The following is a 26,328-nucleotide window of genomic DNA, read 5'->3' as shown; positions in this document are numbered from 1 at the left end:
TAACAGGGTCTATTCTGAGCTGATGGGATTAAGTGTGGTCACTAACTGTTCGGCGCGCCTCAGGCGAATTGCTGCGGATCTTGTCGGCGTTCCCTTCGATGTCGTCGTGACTTCCGAACAGGCTGATTTTTACAAGCCGCATCCTGAGCCGTATCGTCTGGCGTTGTGTAATACAGGCTTTGTTCCTGCCGAGGCTATATTTGTCGCAGGCTCTGCTTATGACATGCTTGGGACGCAAAAAGTGGGAGTGCCCACGTACTGGCATAACAGGGTTGGGCTGACAGCACCTGAAGGTGCGCCAGAACCTTTCACAGAGCGCGCCACGATCGACACGCTGTTGCAGGATATTGAATCCCTTGGCCGTTCTTAGGCTTCACCCTTTCTGATTGCAATAGGGATTGTCTCCCTCTCGCGCGGATCCGGACGTGTGCTGTTGGCCTGCAAAGAACGGGATCCGGTGAACCGCACCGGCTTTTTTGTCCGAGGTTTCTGACTTGATAATCCATCCATTTATCTAACGGAATGGAAATGTTCTGGGTTGCAGCGACACGAAACAATGAGAAACGCTTGATACACAAAAAATGGGCATGGCATAAGGCTAATTTACTGATACGTCCCCCTTTATCAGGTTATTGTTCAGAAAGAAAAATCTGAATTTTATAAAATTTACCCGGTCAGATTACGAATTACGGCTGCCACCCTCTCGTAACACTGTTTTTTTAACAAATTTTCATATCTAACGAAAAAACAAAAAAAGAATAATACAATCATAACGTTGTGTTTTTTACATGATATAAAAATGGAGATTATTAATTCATAACAACAACTTAGAAAAATATCATTATATACAATCACTTAAATTAAAATTACAAACCACGCCCATTACTTTTTAGCAAATTGTGCTCTCGAGTGACTACTTCCAGCCTCATCTAATGTTTGTAATATTCTTATTGTCAGATGCAAATATCTCAACCTCAAAAGAGCAAGTGAGTGATATTTCCAGAAAAGACGCCCCTCATTTAAAACGACCACCAGGAATTATATAACTGGTTTGTCCAGCTGCGTTAATATTACTTTTTTAACATTTTAGCGCTGCTTGACTCTCTTTTAACACAGTGCAAAACTGCTATTGGGGAATAGCAAAAGGACAGATCCATAAAACCATTTCAACTGATAGTGTGTCGATATCATAAACAGAAAAAGAAAATGTCTTTATGATACTTTCTTATTTGTTCCCTTGTTGTTTTATTTTACAGAGGTCGTAGAAATGTAGACCATTCTCCGAGAATGCAGTTTGTCAGCAGACTGCAATACGTAATGAGTAGTTATATTTGCCGACCAGGCACCGTTCAGGTGCCTGTAAGGGCAGTAATGTCATTTCATTACCCCTTATATAAAACCTTAATGTAGGTAATAGGAAATATAACTACCCTCTCTAAGATTATTTTTTTTCGTGCTTCAGATATTGAGAGGCACCGGAAGTCTTTTATCGCTCTTACGGAAAAGAAAGCATTCGCTTGAACAACAAAAAAAACATAAAAAATCACCAACGAGTATATAGCATGGAACAACTAAAAATTCGCAATATCAATAATTCTTGGGGGCTGATTTCAGTACCGGAGAATTACTCTGGAAGAGGCAATAATCTCATCCGGACAAATAAAAAGACTGCGCCAATGATGCGTAGTGGTACAGGGAAGGCTCAGTACAGTGACAGAGCCGACACCTGTGTAGTCAGTATTGGCACGGTATAAGAGGTGTCCATTATGAACAAAATTTATCGCGTTATATGGAACAGCACGCTGATGCAGTGGGTTGTCACCTCTGAGTTAGGCCGTGGAAAAATTAAACGTGCAGTTAATAAGTCAGTGAAAGCGGCGGGTTTGATGGCTGCAATGTCAGCGGGAGCTTTTGCTGCCACCTGTGATGTTGCCACCTTTAATTGTCAGCTTGGTGCTGCATGGACCCCAACTACAGATAATAACCAGAACGGGGCTGCTGTCATTTCTGACGGGAATACGTGGTCTGTTGCCGGTGTAAACACATGGACAGCAGGAGGCGCCACATTTCAGATAATTTCCACCCTTCAAGAAATTATTGACGCTGGTTATAACGTAACGCTCGGCGGTTCTGCGGTAACGTCATTACCTTATGTCGGAAACAAACTTATTTATCCCGGTTTGACCACCGCAGTGACAGTGTATGATCCTATTACCGCAAGTAACAAAACTGTCATGGTTTACAGTTCTGAGGCATTTAACGAACGGGATGCCTATACCTTTAGTCCAGGTATGAGGTTTGTTTTGCCGAATGCAACCCCCTATATTGATACCCGACTGGCAACGGTCACCAATGGCGTTGCAAATATTGCATTGAATCAGAATGAGTATAACATTGGCGAAGTAAGGGACAGTTCCCTCGTCTTTGTTGACGGTACTACAGCAAATAAATCTACTGCTAACTGGGTTTCACAACAGAAAATCCAGGCCAGATTTGTAGATGATTTATCTGGGTATTCGACACCGAGCATAGTAGACATTCAGAGCGACAGTTATTCAGGTACTTTTACCGCGTTTGATGGTACATCACATACTGTCAGTTCCCTGTCGGACTTTAAAGTATGGAATGACTGGCTTGTCAGTAAATTGTCATCAGGAGAATTAGCCTACGCCAGTTATCAGAGTGAACTGCAAAAAGCATACATATCCACCACGCAGTCTTACCAGGTCTCCCAGTCTCCGGATGGATTTGATGTTTCTGTTTATGGAAACCCTGATACAGCGTTCTTCCGTGCAGATGGTCAGAATGCTCTAATTACTATTGCTGAAGGAGGCTCGATCGATGTGAGTGTTAGTAGCACTCCTGCGTTTAAACTTATTCAACTGGATCATAACGCCACATTTATCAATAACGGCACGGCGATGAGCACCAGTAAAATCGCCCAAGTCAATAGTGGTTCATCCTTTATTAACAATGGTTTCTTGAGTCTGGGTGGTAATGTCTTAACTGGTGAATATCAAAATGTTAGTATCCAGGTTGATGGCACTAATAGTCAGTTTAAAAATAGTGCGCAAGGGATATACACTGTATCTCCACGTTATAACTATACGAATAAAGCCCAGAACTCTTATGTATCAGGAATAACGACAACAAACGGTGCCTCCGCTGAAAACGAGGGAATCATTAATACTGGTTACTGGGCGAATTCAATCGACAAGCTCCAGTCCGGTAATGTTTATGTTGCCAGAACGTTCAACGGAACTACATTCGTTAATACCTCGACGGGCCATATCAATTTAGGTTATACCCAGGACGGAAGTAGCAAAGCCTATCTAAATACTGAAAGTGCCGGTATTCGTACCGAATCTGGAGGCAGTGGCGAAAACCAGGGGACGATAACACTTAGTACTACCGCCAATGGTGTTTATGGCCTGTATGCGGTCAATGGAACGACATTGCTGCAAAATAGCGGCGTGATTGACGTTAACAGCAACGGCGGTGACGGTGAATTTGTTCCTTCTGAAAGTATTGGTATTTATTCCCTCAGTAAAACTGCAGGTACCGTAGCCAGCTCAGGTACTATCAACCTAAACGGCGTTAATAATACCGGTATTAAAGCGCTTACCGGCGGTAAAGCTTCTTTATCAGGCGATATTAATATTGCTGGCGGAGCAGATACCTCAACCGGCCTGCGCAACTATGGCGTCTGGTCAGAAGGTAACGGTTCTCAGGTCGATATTTCTGGCCAGATCAATATGAGCGGTGATGGTGCAATAGGTGTTCATGCCCGTGATGGTGGCTCTGTTACGTTATCCGGCAGCGGAGATATTAACTTTGCCAGTGGCACCAACCAACTCGGCTATTATGTCTACGGCCCCACTGCCTCTATCATCAACAACGGCACTGGTGCCCAGAATGTCAGCACCCAGGATTCCGTGCTGTTCCGCGTGGACGGCGGGGCTGACTTCACCGGTGGTGCGGGTGCAGCCTCGGAACTGACTGCCTCTGGTCAGGGGTCAACCACGATTGTTGCCAATGGTAAAGACGCGACCAGCGGCAATGTGTCTGCCTTTAATTCCGGCGGCATGACCCTCAACCTGTCCGGTGAAGACTCCACCGGCGTGCTGGTCCAGGGCGGTGCGCAGGGCAAAATCACTTCGAACGCCATCATCAACATGACTGCCGAAGGCGCAGTGGCGGGGATTGTTGACGGCCAGGGCTATGATATCAACGGTAACGCGCTGGGCACGCCTGTTTCCGGCGTACTGGCCAATGCGGCGCTGGCAGCAGGGGCCGCGGGCTTCGGGACCGGCACCCTGCTGGTCACGGAAGCCGCACTCAACTCCGCGCTGGATGCGGTGACCGGGTTTATTGCCCGTAATGGCGCTGAAATCAGCAACGCCGGCAACATCACCTTCACCGGTGAAGACACCACCGGCCTGCTGGTTGAAGCGGGTGCCCGTGGGGGGAATACCGGCAGCATCACCATCGGTGCAGGCGGCACCGGTATCGTGGCGAAGGATGCAACCGGCACCCACACCACCGTGGTCAACAACTCGGGCAATATTGTGCTTAACGGCGGCAATGTAGCAAACCGTACCACCGGCATCCGTGCCAGCGGCGCACAAACCACCGTGAATATGACCGGCGGCACCGTGACCCTCAACGGCGACGGCGCCATCGGGGTCCGCGCCTCTGACGGGGCGACGGTGAACCTGTCCGGCACCGCCACGCCGGACTTCTCTGAGTCGGCCACCGACCAGATCCTGTTTGCCATTTCCGGTGCTGGCTCCACCATTAATACTGATGTACCGGCCAGTACCATCCTGGATGCATCCGGAACGCGTTCCACCCTGTTCCGTCTCGAAGACGGGGCGACAATGGACGGCGATATCCAGGTGGCGGCCAGCGGCCAGGAAGCGACGGCGCTCTATGCCACCGGCCCCGGAACCCACGCCACGATCGGCAGCGGCAGTGCGCTGGATATCAGCGGCGCAGGCGCCACGGGGGTGATTGCCTCCGGCGAGGCCACCATTGACATCGAAAGCGGTGCCTCGCTTGCCCTGACCGGCACCGGCGCACGCGCCGGGATTGTGGACGGCAACACCTACGGTTCTGACGGTTCGCTGATTTCCACCAACAGTGGGGCAGTACTGAACAACGCGGCCACCATCACCTCTTCGGTCAACGGTGCCACTGCCTTTACCGCGCAGAACAGCGGTACCCTTGATAACAGCGGCGACATTGTCCTCACTGGTACCGAATCAACGGCGGTGAAGGTGCTGGGCGGTGAAGTCGGTAACAGGGGCAATATCACCGCTAACGGTACCGCACTGTATGTCGGTGCCGGTGACCAGGGGCAGGCCTCTTCGGTGACCAACAGCGGCACCGTGCTGGCAACGGACGGGACTGCGGCCATCAACCTGGCCGCCGGGGTGCTGAACCTGGTCGGCAGCGGCGTGGGCACGGTTGAAGCCCGCGGCACGGCTGATGGTGTGCTGGTAAGCACCGGTGCCACCGGGCTTGATGTGAACGGGGCACACATTATCGTTAACGCGGCAGGCGCCACGGGGAACGGTATTGAGAACGCCGCGAACCTGACCGACCTGCAACTGACGAACACCACCATTGACGTGGCGAACGGTGCCGGGGTACGTACCGCGGTCACCATCGACAAAACCAACAGCGGTCTCATCACCGTCAGCGGTAACGGTGAGGGGATTGCGTTCGAAAATGCCGACGGCAGCGCCACCACCGGTAACCTCGACCTGTCCGGCTCCTCCGGCCTGACCATTAACGTCACCGGCGCGGGCGGTACCGGCATTTATGCCAACACCACCGGCACTGTGGACACGGCGGCGTACGTCACCGTGGGCAACGCGGCGGGCGGCCCTGCCCTGAAACTGGGCAGCGGCGTCACGTCTGCCACCAACCGCGGCATACTGGAATCGGCCAGTGCCACGGCCTCCACGGTTGATACGGCGAATGCCACCACCTTCACCAACGCGGACACCGGGGTGATTACCGCCTCCGCCGCCGGCACACCGACGCTGGCGATGAGCGCGGCAAATGCCACGATGAACAACGCCGGGCTGATTAACGGTGACGTGGTGATGAACGGGGCGAATGCCACGGTGAACAACACCGGCACCGTCAGTAACAACATCACCACAAGCAGCGGCAATAACGCGGTGACGGTGGACGACGGTATCGTGGGCGGCAACATTGCGCTCAACGGCAACGGCACCAACACTGTCCTGCTGACAAACGGCGCGGATGTGAACACCGTCAGCGGCTCTGCGGGTGTGGATATGGTCACCGTACTGGGCAACGGCAACACCTTTAACGCCCTGAACGGCGGTAGCGGTAACGCCACTGTGTTCTTTAAGGGGGTGACTGAAGGCTTCACCATGGACGGCACCGGTACGCAAATCAACAACTACAACCTGGTGAACCTGCGTGAGGCGTCCCTGTTCACGCTGAATAGTGGTTATGCGCTGGGCGGTAAACCCACCGGTGGCGCAGCGTTTGATATCGATGCCACCTCGGTTCTGGCGGTGAACAGTCCCGTTGACCGCACCTTCACCAACAGACTGACCGGCACCGGAACCATGGCGGTGAATGCCAGCGGGGCGGCGTTTAACTTTGCCACCACCACCGGCAGCACCTTCGCCGGGACCGTGGACCTGAGCAACGCGACCCTGTCGCTTGACGGTGTGAACACCACGGCCATGACGAATGCCACCCTGAACGTGAATACCGGCAGCTTCACCACGGTGGGTGACGGTGAACAGGCGATTGGCGGGCTCAGCTTTGAGGGCGGCTATATGGCCTTTAACGCCACCGCGCCGCATGACATCGTGGCCGCCAGCCATGTGACGGTGAACACGCTGGATGCCTCAGGCAGCGGCACGGTACAGGTGAACATTCCCGACCCGTATGTACCGGAAATAGCGACGGACACCACCTCGTCCCTGATGACCCAGGATGACGCCAACGTTGGTGTACAACTGGTCAGCGCAGCGAACGTCACCGGCAGCGGGGGTAACCTGACACTTGTGGACCAGTACGGCCTCGACATCCCGGCTGCGATGCAGGTCGATATTGCCCAGGGCGGGAACACCGTGGCGAAAGGTACCTACGATTACCGCCTGACCACCGCACCAGGTGACGGCCTGTACGTGAACTACGGCCTGACAGAGCTTGAGTTGCTGCAGGACCAGACCCTGACCCTTGACGGAACCCCGGGGGCCACCGGCGCGGCAGCAGACCAGTCTGCCCGCATCACCGGCAGCGGTAATCTGACTGTCATCACCTCCGACAGCGACGTGCTGTCGCTGTCGAACAGCAGCAACGATTACACCGGCAGCACCACCGTGGTGGGCGGCACCCTACGTACCGACGTGGACGGCGCGCTGGGCGACACCGCAAAACTGGCGATTAACAGCGACGCGAAAGCGGACCTGAACGGCACTGTGCAGATGGCAGGTCAGCTGGCAAGCGATGTTAATTCCGTCCTCGACGTGAACGGCGGCTCGCTGAGCCTGGCAAACGGCGGCTACAGCAATGGCAGCCTGACCGGCAGCGGTAAGCTGAACGTGGACGGCGGCGTGCTGTCCATCGACGGTGCCAACAGCAATCTCAGCGCCACCACCACCATCAGCAGCGGTGCGGAAGTCGTCATCAACGATGCTCAGGGTGCGGGTACCGGGGCCATCGCCGATGAAGGGACCCTGACGCTGGACGGTACAACCGGTATGCTGGCGAACAGCATCAGCGGCACCGGTAACGTCGATGCGACGAACAGCACGAATGCGCAGCTGTCCGGTGACAACAGCGCCTTCAGCGGGCTGTTTAACATCGACAGCGGCAGCAACCTGACGGTGAGTGAACAGAACAACCTCGGCACCGCCGCGGTGAATGATGAGGGTAAACTGACGGTGAACACCGCCAGTGACTGGACGCTCAGTAACAGCGTCAGCGGCAGCGGCGACCTGGCGAAGTCCGGCACCGGCACCCTGACCCTGACGCAGGACGCTGCGGCCTACACCGGCACCACGGATATCAACGCCGGCGAACTGGCGCTCGGCAGCGACGCGGCCTCTGCGGTGGACATGGCGAGCGGGCTGGTGAACGTGCACAACGGAGGCACCTTCACCGGTTACGGCAGCACCGCCGGGAACGTTGATGTCATGCAGGGCGGTACCATGCAGATGACCGATTTTCTGGTCGGCGGCAGCCTGACCAACAGCGGCTCAGTCCTGCTGACCCGTGAAGACGGAACGCCGGGTAACACCCTGACGGTGAACGGCAACTACACCGGGAACAACGGTCTGCTGGCGCTCAACACCGTACTTGGCGATGACAGCTCAGTGACGGACAAACTGACGGTAGAGGGCGACACGGCTGGCAATACCCGTGTCAGCGTGACCAATACCGGCGGGACCGGTGCACAGACGGTGAACGGTATCGAGGTCATCCAGGTCGACGGCAACTCAGCGGGGAGCTTCTCCCTGACCACCGGGACCGTGGAAGCCGGGGCCTACGTCTATACCCTGGCGAAAGGGGCCGGAGCAGCGGCGAAGAACTGGTACCTGACCAGTAAATGGAAAGACAGCACACCGCCGCAGGATGAGCCAGATCCGATTGACGTTGACCCGTCGGAACCGACACCACCGGTAGTCGATCCGACCGCCCCGGACGCGCTGCGCCCGGAAGCCGGCAGCTATATCAGCAATATCGCGGCAGCCAACACGCTGTTTCACCACCGCCTGCATGACCGTCTCGGTGAACCGCAGTACACCGATGCGCTGTATAACGGTGAGGAGAACGTCAGCAGCATGTGGATGCGCCACGTCGGCGGTCACGAACGTTCATCTTCCGGTGACGGCCAGCTGCAAACACAGAGCAACCGCTATGTGCTGCAGATTGGTGGCGACATCGCGCAGTGGAGTTCTGACGGACTGGACCGCTGGCACCTGGGCGTGATGGGCGGCTATGCGAACGAGCACAGCAACACCCGCAGCGACCGTGTTGGCTACGGCTCTGACGGACGCGTCAGCGGCTACAGCGCCGGTCTGTACGGCACCTGGTACCAGAACGATGCGGACAAAACCGGCATGTATGTGGACAGTTGGATGCTGTACAACTGGTTTGACAGCAGCGTGGAATCAGACCACCGGGACAGCGACAGCTACAAATCGAAAGGTCTGACCGCATCCGTCGAAGCGGGTTATACCCTGAAAGCCGGAGAGTTTTACGGCAGCGAGGGCACACTGAACACCTGGTATGTGCAGCCGCAGGCGCAGGTCACCTGGATGGGCGTGAAGGATGATGCGCATCGCCGTAAAGACGGAACCCGCATCGAAACGCAGGGCGACGGCAATATTCAGACTCGGCTCGGGGTGAGAACGTATCTGAGCAGTCACCACAAAATGGATGACGGTAAACAGCGTACCTTCCAGCCATTCGTGGAAGTGAACTGGATCCACAATACGGAAACCTGGGGCGTGAAGATGGACGGGACAAAAGTCAGCCGCGATGGCGCGCGTAATCTGGGCGAAGTCCGCACCGGGGTGGAAGGCAAGCTGAGCGACCATCTGAGCGTGTGGGGCAACGTGGGTGTGCAGATGGGCGATAAAGGCTACAGTGATACCCAGGGCATGGTGGGGGTAAAATACAGCTGGTAAGTCATGTGTCTGAAATAGGCGGAGCCGGGAAACCCGGCTCCGTTTTTCGTGAAATCACCGGAGCCGTAATCAGGAATATGCATTTATCAGGAAGAGAGATGATGTCAAAAACAAAGCAGGAATGGCTTTTCCAGTTAAGGAAATGTACCTGTCAGGCAACGCTGGATAAAGTCATCGAAAAAAATAACGATGAACTGGTGAATTTTTACGCAGCAGCCGACCATCGACTGGCGGAGATAATAACGAACACCCTGTATGACAAAGTGCCGGCAGCCGTATGGTCGCTGGTTCGTTAAAAAAGAGGTGATCTTTTTATACCTTCCGGGCGTCCTCTCGCTTCAGGCGAGCCTCATCCAGAGATATATCAGGATTAACACCGACAGGGAGTTTTTTCTCATTTCAGGGAATATAACGGATAAAAAGCGAATTCAGTAGAGGTACATTGACTTCGAAATGGCGCCCCCTACAGGATTCGAACCTGTGACCGACGGCTTAGAAGTTCCTAGGACTATCTAATATAACAGTAACTTACCCCATCACCACGGCGCTCACACGTCCCACCTTCTAAAAAGATAGAAATCGGTCGAAAGGCATATAAAAGCCTTTGCGTCCCATTTTTGTCTCACATCACCGGACAATCATCAAACTCACCTGATCGCGCATCGTTGATGATGTAGGTGATCACTCCGAATACCGGAGATGACACATTGTAGTCTCCAGTCTGCCCTGGTATATCTTCACGCTTTCCGTTCTCCAGATTCACCAGGTGCGGTTTTGGGTGAATACGGTAACGCTTTATCCTTAACTCATCATCTATCCTACAGACGAGCAGAGAACCATCACATGGTGTTAGTGAGCTATCCACGACCAGCAAGGCACCATTCTGGATGCCTTCTCGCCAGTATGTTTGCCCTGCTCTCATGAAGTATGTAGATGCTGGATGTTCAACGAATTTTTCGTCAAGCGATATGCTTCGCTCTACGTAGTCTGCTGCTGGTGATGGAAATCCCATGGCATGCACCTCCATATACTGTTTATTTATACAGTATTACCAATCTGCGTTACAGATCAAGTAGCAGGTGATTGGAACTGAAAAAATATTTCACACTATTATCTATAATTGACTAACGAAGCATTGAATTTCATATGGTTACTGCTAATATTGTGCTGATTTTTTTATGGATACTATAATGATTAAGTCTATACATTACATGCGCGGAATAGCAGCTCTAATGGTTTTCTTCTATCATGAAAGAGCTATGCTGAATGGCGTTTATGCGCAATCTAATTTGGGTAGCTTACTGTTTAGTAATGGCTATTTTGGTGTTGACCTTTTTTTTATGATTAGTGGGTTTGTTATTTTGCTATCAACTGAAAAGGATGGTTCGGCATCATCATTTGCATTGAAGCGTTTTTTTAGAATATTTCCAACATACTGGTTTGGAATATTTCTAATGATGGGTGTTACTATGATTACAGGAGCAAAAGAAATTAATGCTTCCGTGGTGTTAAAATCATTATTACTTATTCCATACGATTCAACAGCCGTCCCGCCATTTTTTGGGTTTTCATTAATAAGCACGGCATGGACTTTAACTTTTGAAATTTTATTTTATTTTATCTTTATGGTGTCAATGACGTTTAGTCATAAATACAGAGCTGAGATTTGTGGTGCAATAATAACTATCACATTCATAGTATTATTTATGCTGTCAGACAGGGAATCAATACTGTCAGCATACGCTAGAAATAACGGTATAATATTCGACAATATTATTGTACTTAAAATACTCGCATCTCCAATGATGCTTGAATTTGTATTTGGCATGTTCGTATTTAAGATCAGAAGACATTTATCATTTATAAGCCCATTTATTCTATATACATCCTCTCTTGTTGCTGTATCAATGCTTTACCAACTGACAGGTCACGGTCCTTTAGGGGTTGCCATCCCTTGTTCGATTATATTTATTTCTGCGATACTAATTGAACAGAAATCGCCTATAAACAACAGCAAAGTGCTAAATAAACTTGGCGACTTATCTTATACATTTTATATAACGCATCCAATTACCTTGCTATTTTTGCATTCATTCAAGATGCCGTTTTACTCAAATAAAGGTGTTGCAAGCATGTTGCTTGTTCTTTCAATTTGTTTATTTGTATCGTGGGTCATACATGTTGCAATAGAGAAAAGAGCCATTTATCTGGCAAGGTATTTAAAGAAAGCCCACATATAGTGGGCTATTATGTTTAACTGACTATTGTCCACGTTGTGCCATTCGATATATACGACGGCATAGATCGTCTGTATCTATTATTAGCTCCTGATTCTGAGTTTCTCTGGAGGGTTGCTGTTCCTGTTGCTGAGCTTGATATGTGTATGTTTTCAATTATCGGGCAGGTTGGTACTTGTAATGTTTGCGTATTATCAATAGCCCATGAATCAGGAAACTGAAATATAATGTTTCTCAATATTGAGCTATTAGCCGCTCCTGTTAAAGATATACGACCACAGTTTGCAAAACCTCCTTGTCTAGACATTTCTACATTATCAATAATTGTTTTATTACCACCAGTAATGCTAATGTCACCACCCCAAAAAGAATCCCTGAAGCGTACATCACCATTACTATTGAACAGGTTTCTGTTTGTTGGTGCGTAAAGATTGCGTATTTCGCTTCCGCGAGTAAAAGGCAGTTTTATACCTCCTGAGTTAGAAAACATTCGATCGCCATCGCTAATCCACTTTCCATTGCCAGCGACAGTGATATTGTTAACATGGTTCTGCCATGAACAACCCTCTGTTGTTATCTGAGCGTTAACACCAGAAACCATGAAGTGACCCTGAGAGAAGTTAGCGGCATTGGCATGCTCAGAAACCGCATTGTCTCTTCGAGATGTAACGCCTTTTACAATAACAGATAGATCGCTCTGCATGTCAGTTGTAACACCGTTATAAACCAGTATTGACGTATTGCAGTCCTGCAATCTACCGCCAATGATATTAACCGCATCCATTCTGAAACCAACAGTCTCGATATGAATTCCGCGATCGTATCCGACGATTCGTGGGCTTATAACTGTACCACCTACCATATCAACTGACGTACCTTCATACACTATTCCAGCCCTGCCGCCTTCTGTCGTAACGATAACTGGGTTCTCAATTGTCACATTCTTAGCGCCAATATAAACCCCGTCACCAAAATTGTCATAAGAGCCAGCAGGAGAAGTAACAAGAAGTTGACCATTGCAGTTATATAAATCTGCGTAGACAATGCTGTTATCACTGTTAGCAAGAAACACGCCGTATCCGTAGTTATTTTTACCTCTAGCCTTAATTACAGAGTTTTTAGCTGATGTGTGTCGAAGTGCTGTATAGCGAATGTTTTTCCCTGGAAATCGCCCCATGCCAATGTTATCGAAATTATAGATAGTATGGATGGGTGTATTCCCTGACAGGTCTTCAAGTTTGAGGATGATCTCAACCACGTCATCAGTAGCACCATTGGTGAAATCATAAGCAAACTTATGTAGCCCTTCGGCAATGAAGCTAACCGCCCCGCCGGTCCAGTCAGCAGGAACCTGAAACAACAGAGGGAAAGTGAACGTCATTTCGCCTTTCTGGAAGGTTTCGTACCGGGTACATCCGTTTGCAAAACCCCACGCCCAGACAGTTTCACACTGCGATTTTGTAGGCGCTACCGGCATGCCTGGAAGAATTCCGAAGTCTGACCAACGACATACACCATCTAAAGTTCTCTTGATTCGTTGTCCAGTAGCGTTTACAAATACAGTCCCGCCATTATCTGATGTAACCGAATCTGACTCATCAACATAAAATTCCCCACCGCCACCTTCAACGCCAAGGTAGTATCCAGAAAGCAGGACAGGAATATTAACATTAATATTTTTTGAGCTTCTCAGACTTGCCACGTCAGTGAATACATTATTCAACTGGCTTCGCAAGGTCGCATCACCTACGCTAAGCCAGGCTCCTGCACCAATTCCTCCCGTTGTATCAGGGGTGGATCCTGGAGGCACAACTTTTGGAAACGCACCATCCCAGCGATAGTATTCTCCGTTTTCCTCTAAGCGAAGAACCTGATTTGGCAACGTCAGAGTATTGCCATCTTCAAAGCTATCCATTGTTATATAACCGAATTGCGCGATAGCCTGTTGAGCCAGCCACCTTAATCCCTCTATGGTGTAATGCTCGGCTCCGAATCGGTCCGTGTACGTCCACCCCATCGAAGTGGCGAACTCATCAATCTTCCCTGCGTTAAACTTCAGGTCGCGCGGAGATTCACTTGGAACTGGCAAATCAGTTGGTTGGGTAGCCATATTTTTTCCATAAAAAAACCCGGCGCAATGGCCGGGTTGTGGTTGTCGGGATTGGTTTTACGAGTAAATCAGGTCGCTGTACTCAGCGAGGGTAATTGCTGTGCCGCCCTGTCCATCAGGTTGCTTGGCGGTGATGGTCCATTGCCCAGCGTCCAGTTCCTCGGATGTGGCAATCACATACCGTGATGGCGACTGAACGTCGAACCCGTCGTAAAGGTTCAGTGGTATGACGGGAACTGCTGCGGTAAATCCAAACTGTGTATCTGAACGAGGTGAAGCCGGAAAACGGGCCGTTGTAGCGCCGGATGAATCTGTGATCTGCACATACATCGAGCCAGAGAAATTAATACGCTCACTGGTTTCGAAGTCGTTACCTGATCGAGAGACAATGTAACCGGCCTGCTGATTGGTATCGTAAGTGTCCGGGACCTGAACCATATCTCCGACGTTCACCCACTCACCGTCTGCCATAGCTGTGATAGCCATAGTCATCCTGGAATAGATGAGACGCTTACACTCACGCAGAGCGCGCTCATTGGCCTGATACCTGTTCCTGATGTATAGCATCTCGAACTTTTTGGCCTTCGTCGGCATCCCTTCCACAATGCTATTTCCAACAATGCGGTAACGAACGAAATCCTGCTTGTTCGTGTCCGGGTTACGGAACTGCACTTCTACGCCGTCATATCCACCAGGTAGCGTCATGTCGTATGACAGTGAGTACCGGTCTGACTTTGTGTTGGAGCGGTTGAAGATTGTCGCTGCTGAGGTTTTCTTACTGTCACGGGTAAACGACAAAACGCCGTTGTCATCATAGACAGTGACGCTGGCAGCATCGCAGATGGTTTCCATCCTTGAACCAAGGGAAACGTCTTCATCATCGAAAGTGTAATCGAAGTACCCAAGGCGCGGATCGATAGCATCAATCTCTGCCTGAATCTGATACAACCCATAAATATCAATGCTTGACTCAGACTGTCCGCCAACCATCAGCCAGTTATGCAACGCGATATCGGCGAACTTACGTGAAGGACGGATCGTATAATCGACCTGTCTGGTCGTCATGTTGTAGCTGATAACGTGCCGGGTGATTAGAGCATTGTATTTCCTGTCCCTGCTGCCTGTGGCGTTTTCAGTTGCCCGAACCCTGATCATTACAGTGGTATCATCAGGATGAACAACGTTACTCCTGATGTTGACAGCATGAATTTCTTCAAGCTGTAGTTTGTTATTATTTGAACTATTATTCACACGACGTACAGAAACAGCGTATCGCCCATATCCAGCAGTTGGGACAACCTTAAAAGTGCGGTAATAAGTTCGTGATACACCCTTTGACCCCGCTTTTATTTGATATGCTATGGTTTGACTGGTCCCTGGAATTTGCCCATTCTCATCATCAACCTGCCATAGAGTCATCTCGAAATTTGCAGTTTGCCCTCCCACGAACCCAGCCTGAATATGTGCCCATATCTGACTTGATCTAATCGGTGAAATAAATGGACCAACGACCAATGCTCCGTTATCGTTTAGTATGAATTTCGTCGTGTTGATGGTTGCATTCTCTACAGGTACTGTCGTTCCTGAGAGTTCATTGAATGTGAATGTGTAATAGTAAACAGGGTTTACTACGGCCCCATTGTTGGTTTCTGCAAACTCAGACAGGCTTGCCGTAATAGTCACATCTTCCGTTTTTGTTCCATCTGGAATCGGATACGTCACATTTATGGTGAAAGTAACTGGATGAGGCAAAATCAATCCAGTGAAATAGTCAAAATCTGACTGTTTCACGATTTTTATCGCTATCTCGCCACCCGCATATGTGCCACTGATTACTGTATTTGCGCTGGCTGACTCGACAGGAACTGCATCATTTTCATTCGGCCCAGGCATTTCCTGACCGTCAACATCGTCAAACTGATACCCTTCTGTTACAGAGGGAATAACCTGCCCAGGTTGATAAATGGTATAGGTAGCGCCAGCCATTGACCCAAGATTTGTTTCTGAAAACCTGACAGAGGAAATGTCATAAACCCCTATTCCGAAATTCATCATCTCTGTTACATATTTAATTCCTGAGTTATCTTGGCCTCCAAGAACATATTCGAACATTGACTCCTGAACCAAATCTGGAAACGCGCGCACCTGTCCGAAATTATCAGGTTTAGCCTCACCGTTACGTGCGGTATTTGTTTGCCCTTTCAGGCTGTTATTCGGTGATGTTTTGCTGTTGCTACTTGATGCGCTCGTATTAGGTTTTGGCATCAGACCGGACAGTATTTTTTGCGTGAACTTTATAGGGTTGAAGTGCTCAAGTGGGTTAAGTATTGTCCCGATCAGCCCGCCGCCTCCTTTAGGCTGATCAAAGATGATTACTCTGTCATTTTCCTGCAGTGGAAATGCAAGTTCATCATCAGGTCCTAGTTCAGTTCCATTTACGCGGATGCGTATGTCCCGGTGAAAACTTTCCTGCTCCAGCCATTCAGAAAACACCGTCCCAGCTTTGACGACATCCCGGTCTTTAGGCAGCCCTGGTACTCGCTGAATTTCGATTACCGGCATAAGAATAGAACTCCACTTTGGTGAATAGTTTCTGAATGGTGCGGATCGCGTCTGACCTGACATGACCATTTTCACCGCGGCTATGTAATACTCGCCCGTCGACAATCATGCCGACATGTACTGGTTGGCTGCCGACCCAGGCGACGAAAATACCGTCATCACAGAAAGACTCCGTGCGGCGCCAGAACACAACATCACTGTCGTAACAGGTCAGGAAGTCACTACCGCTTTCGTAGTCAGCCGTCTGATGTATCTCAATGCCGAGAACGTACCGGTAGTAAAGCACCACTAACCCCCAGCAATCCGCGGCTTCGAAAGAGCAGGCTCGGTTCTGCCAGGGGATACCGGTTACGCGTGAAAGGAAGTCGTCTTTAGACATTCTGAAGCCCCGGATATTCTTCGACGGTGTACAGGCGGCCGACGTTGCGGTTAAGCGGATTGATACGCGTCAGACTGCATGTGACGTCCTTGTCATCCATCGAACAGTCAGACACATAGAGCGTCCATGTTTTAATGGCTGTACTCATATCTGCGGAATCAAACACCTGGTAGGTTGCGGAGATCGGCGTGATGCGCGCATGCGCTTTCCAGAGTTTCAGCTTCTGCTTGAAGTCCTGAGCAAGTCTGCTGAACTTAACCGTGCTGTCGAGTACCGGCGTATTGCTCTGCTGGCTTTCCGTCAGTTCCATCCGGCACGGCGTGAACACCTGCCCGCCAAGAGTTTTGGGGAATATCTGGTTATTCACCAGACGCACATACCCGAATGTCTCGTTGTAGAAGGTGATGGTTTCATACAGGATCCGGTTCGGTCGCTGGCTTTGAAATTCTCGCAATGTAGGCATTACGGCGCCCTCGGGAGACTTTCCGGGTCGCGATCGTCAGGATACCCGGTAACGATAATGTCCAGCCATGACGCCCACGGAGGCGGAAGCTCAACAATGATGTCGTCGAAGTCGTCATCAGAGTTAACCAGTTCACGTGCGATAACGTCACCGCTCCATGTGAAGATTGAACCTGATTGCGACCATGATGGCCAGGCGATGAAGTGCAACTCCTGCACCTCAATACCTGTATCTCCGGTTCCGGTACCTACAGGCATCGTGAACCACTGGTTGCAGTTGTCCAGGTAGTTCGGACTGCGCAACCACTGCATAAACGCCCGGTGCTGGTCGCGCGTGAATATCCATGTCAGCGAGAACGACGTTTTCAGGTCATCAGTCAGTTTCTGGAATATCGGCGCACCGACCGTTGGCTGATCCGTGCGAAAACCAGTATCGGTTGTTGGTGACTTTCCTTTTTGCGCCAGCGGTAGCCAGTCTGGATATGGTATTGCCATTACTCCCTCGCTTTACGTGGTGCCTGATGATTTCGTTGAATTGCCTGACTTGCCGGGCCTCCGTTATCCATGTCGTAAATGAACGCTTCAACCGTCCATCCACCATTACCATCAGGAGTAGCCTGAGCGTCCACAGAGGCACCGGTATAGTTGTTGATATTCACAACCACACCTCCACTTTCTCCACCACCGGAACTCATTTGTTTATTGCTAATGACACGCCCATTATCTCCGGGGATCATGTACTGTTTTCCGGTACTGGCACGGTAGATTTCAGGCATGCCGCCCTCACCTACCTGGTACATCGAGCCGGCTGCAACAGGGCCGCCGTTTTTACGCTTACCAGCCAGACCTCCAGCCAACGCCATAGCCGCGATAAGGGCAGCAATACCGATCGCCGCAGCTCCGCCGAAAGAACCGATTGAGGCGACGGCTGCAGCTGGCGTCCAGACTGCCATTGTTGTCGTGGCCGCCGCGGTGCTTGCCGCAGTGGTTGTCGCTAAACCAGCAGTTTGCGCCGCAGTAGTTGTGGCAATGGCTGAGGTTTGTGCAGCCGCACCCATCACGGCAGATTTAACCCAGTCTACGCCCATCTGAACGAAGCCGTTAATCAGGCTATTCAGGGCGTTGCTGGCGAGAGATTGCATTGCCTCCTGCGCCGACATGCTACCGGTGATGATGCCGGTTAAGGCATTGGAAGCGTTGCCTGCGAGAGAGTCAAAGCTCGCGGCCAGCAACTCATTACCCATACTCTGGTTGCGGAAAATCTCCCACTGGGCAGCGATGCGCGCCTGCTCATACTGCGTGTCAGTTGCAGCACGTAATGCCATGGCATTCTGGTGAGTAATCAGCCCTTGCTGCTCGTATGACTGTATAAGCGCGAGTTTCTTGGCGTTCTCGTTAGCCAGCTGCTGAACAGGGTCAACTCCGCCGACAGCCTCTTGCTGTGGCGTTACAGCCTGTTGTGCCTGTATTTTCGCGAGGTTAGCCTGGTGCGTTGCCGCCAGTCGTTCTGAGGTCTGGTTGTACTGCTCCTGGCTGATTTTCTTCGCTGCCAGCGCCGTATTCAGATCCTCAACATCCTGTTTGTAACTGGCGTTCTCAGCCGCTTCAGGGAGAAGCTTCTGGGCTGCAGCTTCAGCTTTGATGGCGTTGGCTGTATCCCATTTTTTTGCCGCATACTGACCGGCTAGCGCTATCTGCTCTTTAGTGGCTCCTTTCCCGAGCGACTGCTGCGCAGTCAGGATGGCCTGCTCGCGACTCAGCTTATTCGTTGAGTCAGCGGCAAGCTCTGATTGCTGTTTCAGGTTCGCCAGCTTCTGGGCAATAGAATCAGCCTGTGACGCGCCCTTCTTCTGCTCTGACTGAAGCGACTTCTGCGCCTGCGTATTTTTGTACGTAGCTGCAGCATCGTCTTCCATTTGCTTCGCGTGCGGATCATCCTTCGCAAACCCGGCATCTTCGGCGGCGTATTGCGCCTGCAAGCGTGCGCGGGCCTCGCCCTGTAGTTTCGACAGAGCAAGGTTTCGCTCAGACTGCTTGATGAGGTTCTTCTGCCCGGCCGTGAGGTTGTCAGTGGACTTGTTCAGGCTGTCGACGTTTATCTTCGCGTTGGCTGCTTCTCTCGCCAGATCGACAAGTTTACCAGCCAGCTCAGCAATGGCTGACTGCCCATCTTTGGATGAGGACTGCATTTCCTGGAGTTTTTTCGCCAGTTCCTGAAGTGCTTCCGGTGAAGGGTTATTGCTCAGGTCTGATAGTTCTCTTGCCAGATCAAACGCTGACTGCTTGCTGATGCCCAGACGAGAAGAAAGCGTGCTCACCGTTGAGGACAGCGAGTTCACAATACCAGAGGCATATTGACCCTGGCTGTTGGCCTGTTGAATGGCCTGGCTCCAGTCTGTGGTGGTAACACCAAGCGCAGAAAGCTCATCGTTGAATTTCTTGATGCTTGGAGACGCCCCGCCGACCGCCGCGAGTGCGCGATCGCCTAACGTAATGAATGCATCAGACGCGTCACTAATGGCCTTAGGTATCTTCGAGATGGCCTGGTTATACTCCAGCAGTGCCTGATTCCGCAACAAAGTAGCCACGTCAGCATTTACGCGCGCCAGTGCAGCATACTTGTCTGAAAGCGCGGCCACGCCTTGCGAGGAAATGGTGATCACCTTATCCATCGCCTCAGCTGCGTCTTTCAGCGCGTCCATGGCGTTCTTTCCGCCATTCAGCGAAGTAATCAGCACGCCAGCCAGGACTGAACTAAGCGCTATTATGGCCCCAACCACGGCACCGCCAGGACCAAATGCGCCAGCTAGTTGCGAGCCCTGCTGGGCGAACGCCACCAGCGCAGACTGTCCACCCTGCACCTGTACGATGAAGTCCTGAACCTGGTACCCGGCCTGTTGCATGCTGGTTTTCCAGTTGCCAGTTCCCTTTGCGCCATTTTCAACGCCAGTCTTCATGTCATACAGACGGCCGGTCAGCTCGCCGATTTTCTGCTTTTCTTCGTCTGTCGCTTTCGACCCGGCACGCAACTGCGCAGCCAGAACTGCGGCACTACGCGCGCCATTCTCCTGCGCTTCGTCCAGCACAGCCAGCTGGTTACCCAGCGCTTCGATGATGGATTCTGCTCGACTGAATTCACTGCTCGCGCCGCCGGTACCGCTGCGGGCCTCTTCCATTGCGCGGGCGATGCCGCTCACGTTGGTGTTCAGCTTCCGTAGCTGGTTGTCCATGGAGTTGGCATAACCGGCCAGTTCAGTAAACGCGGACCCGGTCTGTGATGCGCTCTGATCGAGGTTATCCATTCCCTTGCCGGACTGCTGGGCTGCAGCATCCAGTTTGTCCAGAGCATCAATGGCCTGTTTTCCGCCCTGCAGCAGCGGCTCAACGTCGGCGCTGATTTCATAAACGATGCTACCGGCGTTCTTCTCACCTGCCATGTCATTCTCCGGTTATTGCTTTGCTTTTGCCCTGCGTGCGGCCTGTTTAGCCAGGTACTCGTCGGCGATGCTGTCGTACTCTTCGCGAGTAAAGCCTTTCTGGTCAGGATATTTCGCCGCCAACAGCATCTGAAATTCGGTCATCGTTAACTGCGAGGCTTCTGCGCGGTTCATTTCAAAGTGGCTCCGTGCCGCGCTGATGTAGTCGAAGGCTTTAAATTCGTTCGTTCTGGCGCCTGTTTCGTGGCGCTGCAGCTGGCGAACCTTGGCTTTTCCGACGACGCCGTGCTGCATGAGGTGCTGCGCCAGCACGATGATGTCGTTCTTCGGCATCTGGCCCGGACGGTAAACAACGCAGTGTCGCCAACCCTTCCACTCGCCAATCATCGGCGTCAGATCGTCATCGCAGCACGCCTGCAGCACCAGCATGCACGTTGATAACAGCTTCTCAGCAGCGCGGTTGAATGATGGAGAAAGCCAGTCAGGAAAACGCCCCAGCGCGCCTGCGCACACCTCAATGAGCTGAGCGACATCATTGCCGTGGATGGTGGCGTACGCCTGCACAATCTCTTCCGGAGTGCCGATCCTGGTCATCGCCTCGAATGAAGGTCGAAGCAGGTAATCTTTCCCGCCTTCGCGGCTGTCGCTGATAGAGAGTTCGCCAATATCGGTTAAAGCGGTCATAGGGCTTCCAGTAAACGGTCATTATCAAGGGCAGCACGCCGCCCTTTTGAATGTCCGTTAGGTAACAGTAACCGTATGCACGGCCACAAAGTTGCCGTCTTCGGTGTTGATGATGATCTGCGCGCTGCCTGTGGCGACACGCGTCACGGTAACGGTGTTGCCTGAGGCGGTAGCCGTTGCCTTAGTCGCATCGGTAGTCGCTACAGTGAAGTCTTTGTTGGTAGCGCCAGTTGGTGCGATATTCACCGTGAAGGTGCTGGTACCGCCTGCCGTACCGGTGCTGGTTGTCGGGGTTACCGTCACGCCAGTCACCGCAACAGCAGTGATTTCGTTCACTTCGATAGTGCTCGCGTCACCGACTTTGAACTCGGTAGAGAACGTTACGATATCGTTGGTACCGCCGTCAGAGCTCAGCGCCGTGATGTTCATGTAGCCGATGAATTCGACCGGGCCGTAGTCCATACGCACCCAGATGCCTGGCTGGCGCTTGGCCTTCAGCTCGTCAGCGAAATACTTGATGAACTTGCCAACACCGTACTGATCAAGCTTGTCCTTCTTGCGCACCTCACCTTCAAAGCTCAGGGTGAAGTCACTGTTGGTGATGATGGTCTCGACATAGCCGCCGCCGTCATCCGCATCAGAGGTAACCGAGTTCGGGTTGAAGTCGAAGCCTTTCGACGTACCAGCGGCCAGCGCCATCCACTCAGCTTCGAGTGGTTTGACGTCCGGGCAGCCATCGGCAACTTCCAGCACGACTGCGCCACCGAAAAGGCGTTCGTTCGAGTTCTGGCAATCAGCCATGTGAAACTCCTCTTTGACGTATAAAAGAAAACCTGCCGTAGCGGGTTATTTGGTTGGTATGGCTATTCGCCGTAAGTGCAGGCGAACTGGAGTCGGAAGACTATTCGCCCTTCTTCTGTGAGCACCGGCGCGGGAATTGCGCCCATGTTCTGGATGTAGCCGACACACTCGTCAGCCATGGGGTTGGCCTGGACGTAATCAACGATTCGCTGCACGGCATTGAGCGCGTCTTTGCGCTTGTCCTTCGCGCCGACGACATCAACCAGGACGTGATACTCAGAGCCGAGATCAGTCCGAATATTCGACCCGCCGTTAGGCCTGAACACCATGATCGCCTTCGACAGATCTCCCGGGTCGTCGTACATCAGCTGCTGCACCGTGAACCCGGCCGTTAGCCCGGCGTCGCCGAACATGTTGCGCACCCGCTCGTGCATCATGGGTGTCATAGCGAAAGCTCCTTGCGCATCACCGCGTCAACGTTATCGCGCTCGTCATTTGCGCCTTTGGTCAGGAATTGCGGCTCACCATGCGGATCCCAGTAGTTGCCCTTTCCGGTGCCTCCGCCGAACTCTTTCGGTTTCTGCGGGCCGAACTCAGACCTGTTGCTGGTCACGCCGAAGTTCGCGCGCGGCTGGCCTTTCAGTTTGCCTGATGCCTCATGAACGTACGCGGCATAGTTGGCTGAGTAACCGATGCGCCCGGTGATGAGCACGCCGCCAGCGTCGATTTCCCGGAACTGACTGTTAATCAGCGTTGAGGTGTCGATCGGGGTGTAATATGCCGCCCGGGTACCGATAAGCATCATCGCTGACTGCAACGCGCGGATTACCTTGCGCCCCTTAACGTCGTTGATGACATCGTTCAGGTGCTTCTTCGCCTGGCTGATGCCCTTTACTTTGATGCCCATGGCTACACTCCCGTCAGAATGGCGTAATCATCCGCCACTCGCTCGAACGTGTCTGCGTAACGGATAACCTGCCGTACCTCGTCGGCACCGGCCACAACCGGGTCGGATTCGGTAGACACGCCAATCAGCAAGTAATCACCCGCAGCCGCCAGCGCGAACTCTGTCCAAACGGTGTTCTTGACGACGATTTCAGCGCCAAGGCTGGCTAACTTCTTGCTGAGCCCGCCCTCGTAATCACAGAGGATTTGCTCTGGCTCGGCATAGCCCAGTGGATCGCCGTATTCGTCATTGCCTTCCAGCTTTCGCCAGATGGTCGCCGTGGCCGTGTATGACCAGTTCGCGGTTGCCGACATATCAGTCCTCAAGCAATTTCGTGATGAATATTGATTCGATGGTTTTGACGCTTATGTAGCGGTCGTTTCCGACAGGAATAAATACCGAGGATGGGTTGCCATTGGTGATACTCAAAAACAGTTCGATGTAATTAGGATTGCTTGTCTCCCCGGTAAACTGCTCATCCTTCCCAGCGATACAGCATTTAACATCGTAAGCAATTCCTTTAATCTTCCTGGCCCTGATAGTTGCCATATTTCACTCCTTCCAGCGCAGCACAACCGTTACACTTCCACCATGGTCTTTAAATCTCTCACTGCGTTTAATGGCGCCCGGTGGGATGCAAGAGTCCATGACCACCTCGCCAACACGATAAAGTCGGCTGCTTTTCAGTAACCCGCCTCGCTTCATTCTTTCCACCTCAGCACCTTCGCGCCCGTCGCCCGGATGCGCGGGCAGTTAATAAACCACTCCCCATCCGATTTCACGTAGCCGGTAGTCTCCCGCCCGGTGTCTGTCATCACCCAGACGCGGACAAATGAACGCGGCAGCCCGTGCTTAACTGATTTGTACGTCATCAGCAGCCTCCGACCACCATGAACAGGCCGACGCTATTACCGGCACTGATTGGCAGCTCACCGGTGCAACCGCTGGTATCGAGACGGGCCAGCGAGTCGCGCAACCAGGTGATGCTGTCGTCGCCATATTCAAACGAACGAGACGCACCCGAAGGAGCGCCCTGCGATTTGATGCGGCGTGCACCAGAGGACGTAGCCATAAGAGCAGCGGCATACATCAGGATCAGCTTCGCGGTGCACTCGTCATACCCCGCGCCATCGAGGCACGGGATAATCTTGTTCACCACGCAGAGAATCGGCTCCAGCAGCGCGCCCGGAATGGAGTAACCCAATTCACCGAGGAGCGCCTGCACGTCTGCCGCTGTGATTTGGTCAGCCATGGTTATTTCGCCTTCTTCGATTTAGCGGAGGTGTCTGCCTGCTCTGCAGCATCATTGTCAGGAGTGGCCACTTCAAGCACGCGATCTTCATCAGTGATGATTTCGACCAGTCCTGCCTTCTTCCAGCGGTGAGCTGTGCTGCGGTCAACCTCCACCTCTGAGCCAACCTCCAACTTGCGGAGATTGGCACCAGAGAACAGGTTATTACCCGTTACTTTAACCAGTGCCATTCACTTTCTCCTTAGCTTCTCGCGAAGAGAACGCCGTGTTTGAGGTTGATGTCCTGCTTAACCATCAGCCCTGCGGCTCCCCAGGTGCGCCAGACGTAGTCGCTGTTATAGAACTGACGAGGATCCGCAACGGTACCCACTGCCTGACCAACCACTGGCGCAATAACGCCTGCCGCCAGCGGCACAACCAACACCTGGTTGCCTGTCAACTCAGCATCTTCTTTCACAGCAGCGATGCCAGAAAGTTTCAGGATCTCATCCAGGACTGTGCGGGTCTTGTTCTGGGTATCAAAGTACTGCTCCCAGTTCGACATGATTTCGCTGGATACGTACCATGTCTGCTGGCCGTACTGATGATTCTGAAGCTTCAACACATCGCGCAGTGCAATAGCGCCTTTACGCATCGCATCAGGATCAGTGCTTGTTGCAAAGTTGATGTTCAGGCCTGAAGCGCCGAGATCGACCAAACCAACACGATCATCAGCCTTAAGCCCTTTCCAGGTCTTGCCGTCAAAGGTTACGAAGTTACCTTCCGAATCGCGGAAGCCATTGAACATGTAATCCACGATTTTACGGCGAACATCATCAACCGAACCCCGTTGAGAGTCAGAAAGAGAGGACAGTGCCGACCCTTTATTGAAAATCGGATCACGCCAGTGAAATTTGAAACCCGAGTCATGAATCGGAACCATGGTGCCGTCAAAGGTGTAGGCTCGTGCATCCAGCGCTGCACCAATCTGTCCGGACATGGAAGTGTGCGCCCAGCCACGGCCGCCAGTACGCGCGTATTCATACACGGACTCTTCCAGACGCACAGAGCGCGACAGAGGCATCAGATCGTTGAACAGGGTAAACTCGGTGTTCGGCTCGAACTGCGCCAGCACGGTCTGGTCATAAGCACGGTACATGCGACGAATGTCATCGACGGCGTTCACTGCGTCCAGGTGACCATTCTCACCGAAACGGGCTCGGGCGATGAAGTCAGCCACGGCCTGAGCGCTCATGTTGCGCGCCATCTCCAGTTCACGGAACTGAGCCTGGTTGACTTCGAGGTTACCGGTGCGTTCACCGATAGAGCGAGAAAATACAAGCATTCAGGTGCTCCTTATTTGAACACAACGCGAATCAGATCGCCTGCCACCGCAGTGACTGCTACATCTTCTTCGACATAAGCGAATACGGCTGCGTCTGCTACAACCGCAGTGATCTGACCATTGGCGACTGCTACCGGTTGACCTTTTTTGTATGTCCCTGCCGCAGCACGTACGTTCAGGAACAACCCTGGGAGCGGATGAATGCCAACCACCAACTCATTAACCGGGATACTGTCATCTACCGTCTGGCAGCGCAGATAGTCAAAATCAGCGACATAGAGGATCGCCGCTTCTGCGCCTGCTACTGATGCAGTGAACTTACCGGCCGTAATGAAGCCAACCGTACCAGGCAGTGTTGCCGCTGCCGCTGCACTCTCACGGTTAAGTAGCGGATTAGGGAATACGCCACCGGCGTGGATTACGTGTTTTCCGTCTTTAGCCATTT

The 26,328-nt window shown here is 52.0% G+C and carries 22 protein-coding genes; 4 read left to right on the top strand and 18 right to left on the bottom strand.

The window, feature by feature from the left end:
• Positions 1–34: 34 nt before the first annotated feature.
• The 3 genes from HVX64_RS07235 (at position 35) to HVX64_RS07225 (ending at position 9,985) form a co-directional block, all read left to right on the top strand.
• Complete coding sequence (locus tag HVX64_RS07235; protein ID WP_231622283.1) at positions 35–370, top strand: HAD hydrolase-like protein; 336 nt, start codon at positions 35–37, stop codon at positions 368–370.
• Positions 371–3,455: 3,085 nt separating this feature from the next.
• The gene (locus tag HVX64_RS07230) at positions 3,456–9,689 is read left to right on the top strand and encodes an autotransporter outer membrane beta-barrel domain-containing protein (protein WP_228530477.1); all 6,234 of its coding nucleotides are present in this window, start codon (positions 3,456–3,458) and stop codon (positions 9,687–9,689) included.
• Positions 9,690–9,790: 101 nt separating this feature from the next.
• Positions 9,791–9,985, top strand: a complete 195-nt coding sequence (locus tag HVX64_RS07225) for an Hha/YmoA family nucleoid-associated regulatory protein (protein ID WP_044256733.1) — start codon at positions 9,791–9,793, stop codon at positions 9,983–9,985.
• Positions 9,986–10,311: 326 nt separating this feature from the next.
• Here HVX64_RS07225 and HVX64_RS07220 read toward each other — a convergent pair whose 3' ends face one another.
• Positions 10,312–10,701: a S24 family peptidase gene (locus HVX64_RS07220; protein WP_174578803.1), complete on the bottom strand. Its 390-nt coding sequence runs from the start codon at positions 10,699–10,701 to the stop codon at positions 10,312–10,314.
• Positions 10,702–10,879: 178 nt separating this feature from the next.
• Here HVX64_RS07220 and HVX64_RS07215 point away from each other — a divergent pair, with 178 nt between their 5' ends.
• Positions 10,880–11,929 (top strand): acyltransferase, encoded by a 1,050-nt coding sequence (locus HVX64_RS07215; RefSeq protein ID WP_181825368.1) that lies wholly within the window; start codon positions 10,880–10,882, stop codon positions 11,927–11,929.
• A 13-nt stretch (positions 11,930–11,942) separates the two neighbouring features.
• On the opposite strand, the gene HVX64_RS07210 is transcribed toward HVX64_RS07215, so the two are convergent.
• From HVX64_RS07210 to HVX64_RS07130, 17 genes are all read right to left on the bottom strand, one after another.
• Positions 11,943–14,036, bottom strand: coding sequence for a hypothetical protein (locus tag HVX64_RS07210; protein ID WP_181825367.1), 2,094 nt, complete (start codon positions 14,034–14,036; stop codon positions 11,943–11,945).
• A gap of 57 nt (positions 14,037–14,093) precedes the next feature.
• The gene (locus HVX64_RS07205; protein WP_181825366.1) at positions 14,094–16,598 is read right to left on the bottom strand and encodes a host specificity factor TipJ family phage tail protein; all 2,505 of its coding nucleotides are present in this window, start codon (positions 16,596–16,598) and stop codon (positions 14,094–14,096) included.
• Positions 16,558–16,977, bottom strand: coding sequence for an NlpC/P60 family protein (locus tag HVX64_RS07200; RefSeq protein WP_181825365.1), 420 nt, complete (start codon positions 16,975–16,977; stop codon positions 16,558–16,560). Before HVX64_RS07200 ends, HVX64_RS07205 begins: the two co-directional genes overlap by 41 nt.
• Positions 16,970–17,440, bottom strand: a complete 471-nt coding sequence (locus tag HVX64_RS07195) for a hypothetical protein (RefSeq protein ID WP_046401571.1) — start codon at positions 17,438–17,440, stop codon at positions 16,970–16,972. Before HVX64_RS07195 ends, HVX64_RS07200 begins: the two co-directional genes overlap by 8 nt.
• Positions 17,440–17,934 (bottom strand): hypothetical protein, encoded by a 495-nt coding sequence (locus HVX64_RS07190; protein ID WP_181825364.1) that lies wholly within the window; start codon positions 17,932–17,934, stop codon positions 17,440–17,442. The genes HVX64_RS07195 and HVX64_RS07190 overlap by 1 nt, the downstream gene beginning before the upstream one ends.
• A complete protein-coding gene (locus HVX64_RS07185; protein ID WP_181825363.1) occupies positions 17,934–20,876 on the bottom strand; it encodes a tail protein (tape measure) in 2,943 nt (980 codons plus the stop codon). Before HVX64_RS07185 ends, HVX64_RS07190 begins: the two co-directional genes overlap by 1 nt.
• 12 nt (positions 20,877–20,888) lie before the next feature.
• Positions 20,889–21,560 (bottom strand): DUF6246 family protein, encoded by a 672-nt coding sequence (locus tag HVX64_RS07180; protein ID WP_181825362.1) that lies wholly within the window; start codon positions 21,558–21,560, stop codon positions 20,889–20,891.
• A 57-nt stretch (positions 21,561–21,617) separates the two neighbouring features.
• The gene (locus HVX64_RS07175) at positions 21,618–22,361 is read right to left on the bottom strand and encodes an Ig-like domain-containing protein (RefSeq protein ID WP_181825361.1); all 744 of its coding nucleotides are present in this window, start codon (positions 22,359–22,361) and stop codon (positions 21,618–21,620) included.
• A 62-nt stretch (positions 22,362–22,423) separates the two neighbouring features.
• Positions 22,424–22,807: a hypothetical protein gene (locus HVX64_RS07170; protein WP_032648620.1), complete on the bottom strand. Its 384-nt coding sequence runs from the start codon at positions 22,805–22,807 to the stop codon at positions 22,424–22,426.
• Positions 22,804–23,268: an HK97 gp10 family phage protein gene (locus tag HVX64_RS07165; RefSeq protein ID WP_181825360.1), complete on the bottom strand. Its 465-nt coding sequence runs from the start codon at positions 23,266–23,268 to the stop codon at positions 22,804–22,806. The genes HVX64_RS07170 and HVX64_RS07165 overlap by 4 nt, the downstream gene beginning before the upstream one ends.
• Positions 23,269–23,270: 2 nt before the next feature.
• Positions 23,271–23,621 carry a hypothetical protein gene (locus HVX64_RS07160; protein ID WP_181825359.1) on the bottom strand — a complete coding sequence of 117 codons (351 nt, stop codon included), beginning with the start codon at positions 23,619–23,621 and terminating at the stop codon, positions 23,271–23,273.
• A gap of 1 nt (position 23,622) precedes the next feature.
• Positions 23,623–23,856, bottom strand: a complete 234-nt coding sequence (locus tag HVX64_RS07155; protein WP_063137172.1) for a hypothetical protein — start codon at positions 23,854–23,856, stop codon at positions 23,623–23,625.
• 152 nt (positions 23,857–24,008) lie between these two features.
• Positions 24,009–24,179: a hypothetical protein gene (locus HVX64_RS07150; RefSeq protein WP_044856865.1), complete on the bottom strand. Its 171-nt coding sequence runs from the start codon at positions 24,177–24,179 to the stop codon at positions 24,009–24,011.
• The gene (locus tag HVX64_RS07145; RefSeq protein WP_181825358.1) at positions 24,179–24,559 is read right to left on the bottom strand and encodes a hypothetical protein; all 381 of its coding nucleotides are present in this window, start codon (positions 24,557–24,559) and stop codon (positions 24,179–24,181) included. The genes HVX64_RS07150 and HVX64_RS07145 overlap by 1 nt, the downstream gene beginning before the upstream one ends.
• 2 nt (positions 24,560–24,561) lie before the next feature.
• The gene (locus tag HVX64_RS07140; protein WP_152960162.1) at positions 24,562–24,789 is read right to left on the bottom strand and encodes a hypothetical protein; all 228 of its coding nucleotides are present in this window, start codon (positions 24,787–24,789) and stop codon (positions 24,562–24,564) included.
• An 11-nt stretch (positions 24,790–24,800) separates the two neighbouring features.
• Complete coding sequence (locus HVX64_RS07135; protein ID WP_181825357.1) at positions 24,801–25,883, bottom strand: major capsid protein; 1,083 nt, start codon at positions 25,881–25,883, stop codon at positions 24,801–24,803.
• Positions 25,884–25,894: 11 nt separating this feature from the next.
• Positions 25,895–26,326, bottom strand: coding sequence for a hypothetical protein (locus HVX64_RS07130; protein WP_181825356.1), 432 nt, complete (start codon positions 26,324–26,326; stop codon positions 25,895–25,897).
• Positions 26,327–26,328: the final 2 nt, after the last annotated feature.

Origin of the sequence: Citrobacter sp. RHB20-C16 (assembly GCF_013890155.1) — a bacterium.
GTDB lineage: Bacteria > Pseudomonadota > Gammaproteobacteria > Enterobacterales > Enterobacteriaceae > Citrobacter_A > Citrobacter_A amalonaticus.
Note: the sequence above shows the minus strand (reverse complement) of the source record. Positions and strands in the feature narration are given on the sequence as shown.

What these genes read in the sequence shown, in the direction of transcription:
- HVX64_RS07225 (WP_044256733.1), top strand. Translation starts at nt 9,791, where the DNA reads ATGTCAAAAACAAAGCAGGAATGGCTTTTCCAGTTAAGGAAATGTACC.
- HVX64_RS07220 (WP_174578803.1), bottom strand. Translation starts at nt 10,701, where the DNA reads ATGGGATTTCCATCACCAGCAGCAGACTACGTAGAGCGAAGCATATCG.
- HVX64_RS07215 (WP_181825368.1), top strand. Translation starts at nt 10,880, where the DNA reads ATGATTAAGTCTATACATTACATGCGCGGAATAGCAGCTCTAATGGTT.
- HVX64_RS07210 (WP_181825367.1), bottom strand. Translation starts at nt 14,036, where the DNA reads ATGGCTACCCAACCAACTGATTTGCCAGTTCCAAGTGAATCTCCGCGC.
- HVX64_RS07205 (WP_181825366.1), bottom strand. Translation starts at nt 16,598, where the DNA reads ATGCCGGTAATCGAAATTCAGCGAGTACCAGGGCTGCCTAAAGACCGG.
- HVX64_RS07200 (WP_181825365.1), bottom strand. Translation starts at nt 16,977, where the DNA reads ATGTCTAAAGACGACTTCCTTTCACGCGTAACCGGTATCCCCTGGCAG.
- HVX64_RS07195 (WP_046401571.1), bottom strand. Translation starts at nt 17,440, where the DNA reads ATGCCTACATTGCGAGAATTTCAAAGCCAGCGACCGAACCGGATCCTG.
- HVX64_RS07190 (WP_181825364.1), bottom strand. Translation starts at nt 17,934, where the DNA reads ATGGCAATACCATATCCAGACTGGCTACCGCTGGCGCAAAAAGGAAAG.
- HVX64_RS07185 (WP_181825363.1), bottom strand. Translation starts at nt 20,876, where the DNA reads ATGGCAGGTGAGAAGAACGCCGGTAGCATCGTTTATGAAATCAGCGCC.
- HVX64_RS07180 (WP_181825362.1), bottom strand. Translation starts at nt 21,560, where the DNA reads ATGACCGCTTTAACCGATATTGGCGAACTCTCTATCAGCGACAGCCGC.
- HVX64_RS07175 (WP_181825361.1), bottom strand. Translation starts at nt 22,361, where the DNA reads ATGGCTGATTGCCAGAACTCGAACGAACGCCTTTTCGGTGGCGCAGTC.
- HVX64_RS07170 (WP_032648620.1), bottom strand. Translation starts at nt 22,807, where the DNA reads ATGACACCCATGATGCACGAGCGGGTGCGCAACATGTTCGGCGACGCC.
- HVX64_RS07165 (WP_181825360.1), bottom strand. Translation starts at nt 23,268, where the DNA reads ATGGGCATCAAAGTAAAGGGCATCAGCCAGGCGAAGAAGCACCTGAAC.
- HVX64_RS07160 (WP_181825359.1), bottom strand. Translation starts at nt 23,621, where the DNA reads ATGTCGGCAACCGCGAACTGGTCATACACGGCCACGGCGACCATCTGG.
- HVX64_RS07155 (WP_063137172.1), bottom strand. Translation starts at nt 23,856, where the DNA reads ATGGCAACTATCAGGGCCAGGAAGATTAAAGGAATTGCTTACGATGTT.
- HVX64_RS07150 (WP_044856865.1), bottom strand. Translation starts at nt 24,179, where the DNA reads ATGACGTACAAATCAGTTAAGCACGGGCTGCCGCGTTCATTTGTCCGC.
- HVX64_RS07145 (WP_181825358.1), bottom strand. Translation starts at nt 24,559, where the DNA reads ATGGCTGACCAAATCACAGCGGCAGACGTGCAGGCGCTCCTCGGTGAA.
- HVX64_RS07140 (WP_152960162.1), bottom strand. Translation starts at nt 24,789, where the DNA reads ATGGCACTGGTTAAAGTAACGGGTAATAACCTGTTCTCTGGTGCCAAT.
- HVX64_RS07135 (WP_181825357.1), bottom strand. Translation starts at nt 25,883, where the DNA reads ATGCTTGTATTTTCTCGCTCTATCGGTGAACGCACCGGTAACCTCGAA.
- HVX64_RS07130 (WP_181825356.1), bottom strand. Translation starts at nt 26,326, where the DNA reads ATGGCTAAAGACGGAAAACACGTAATCCACGCCGGTGGCGTATTCCCT.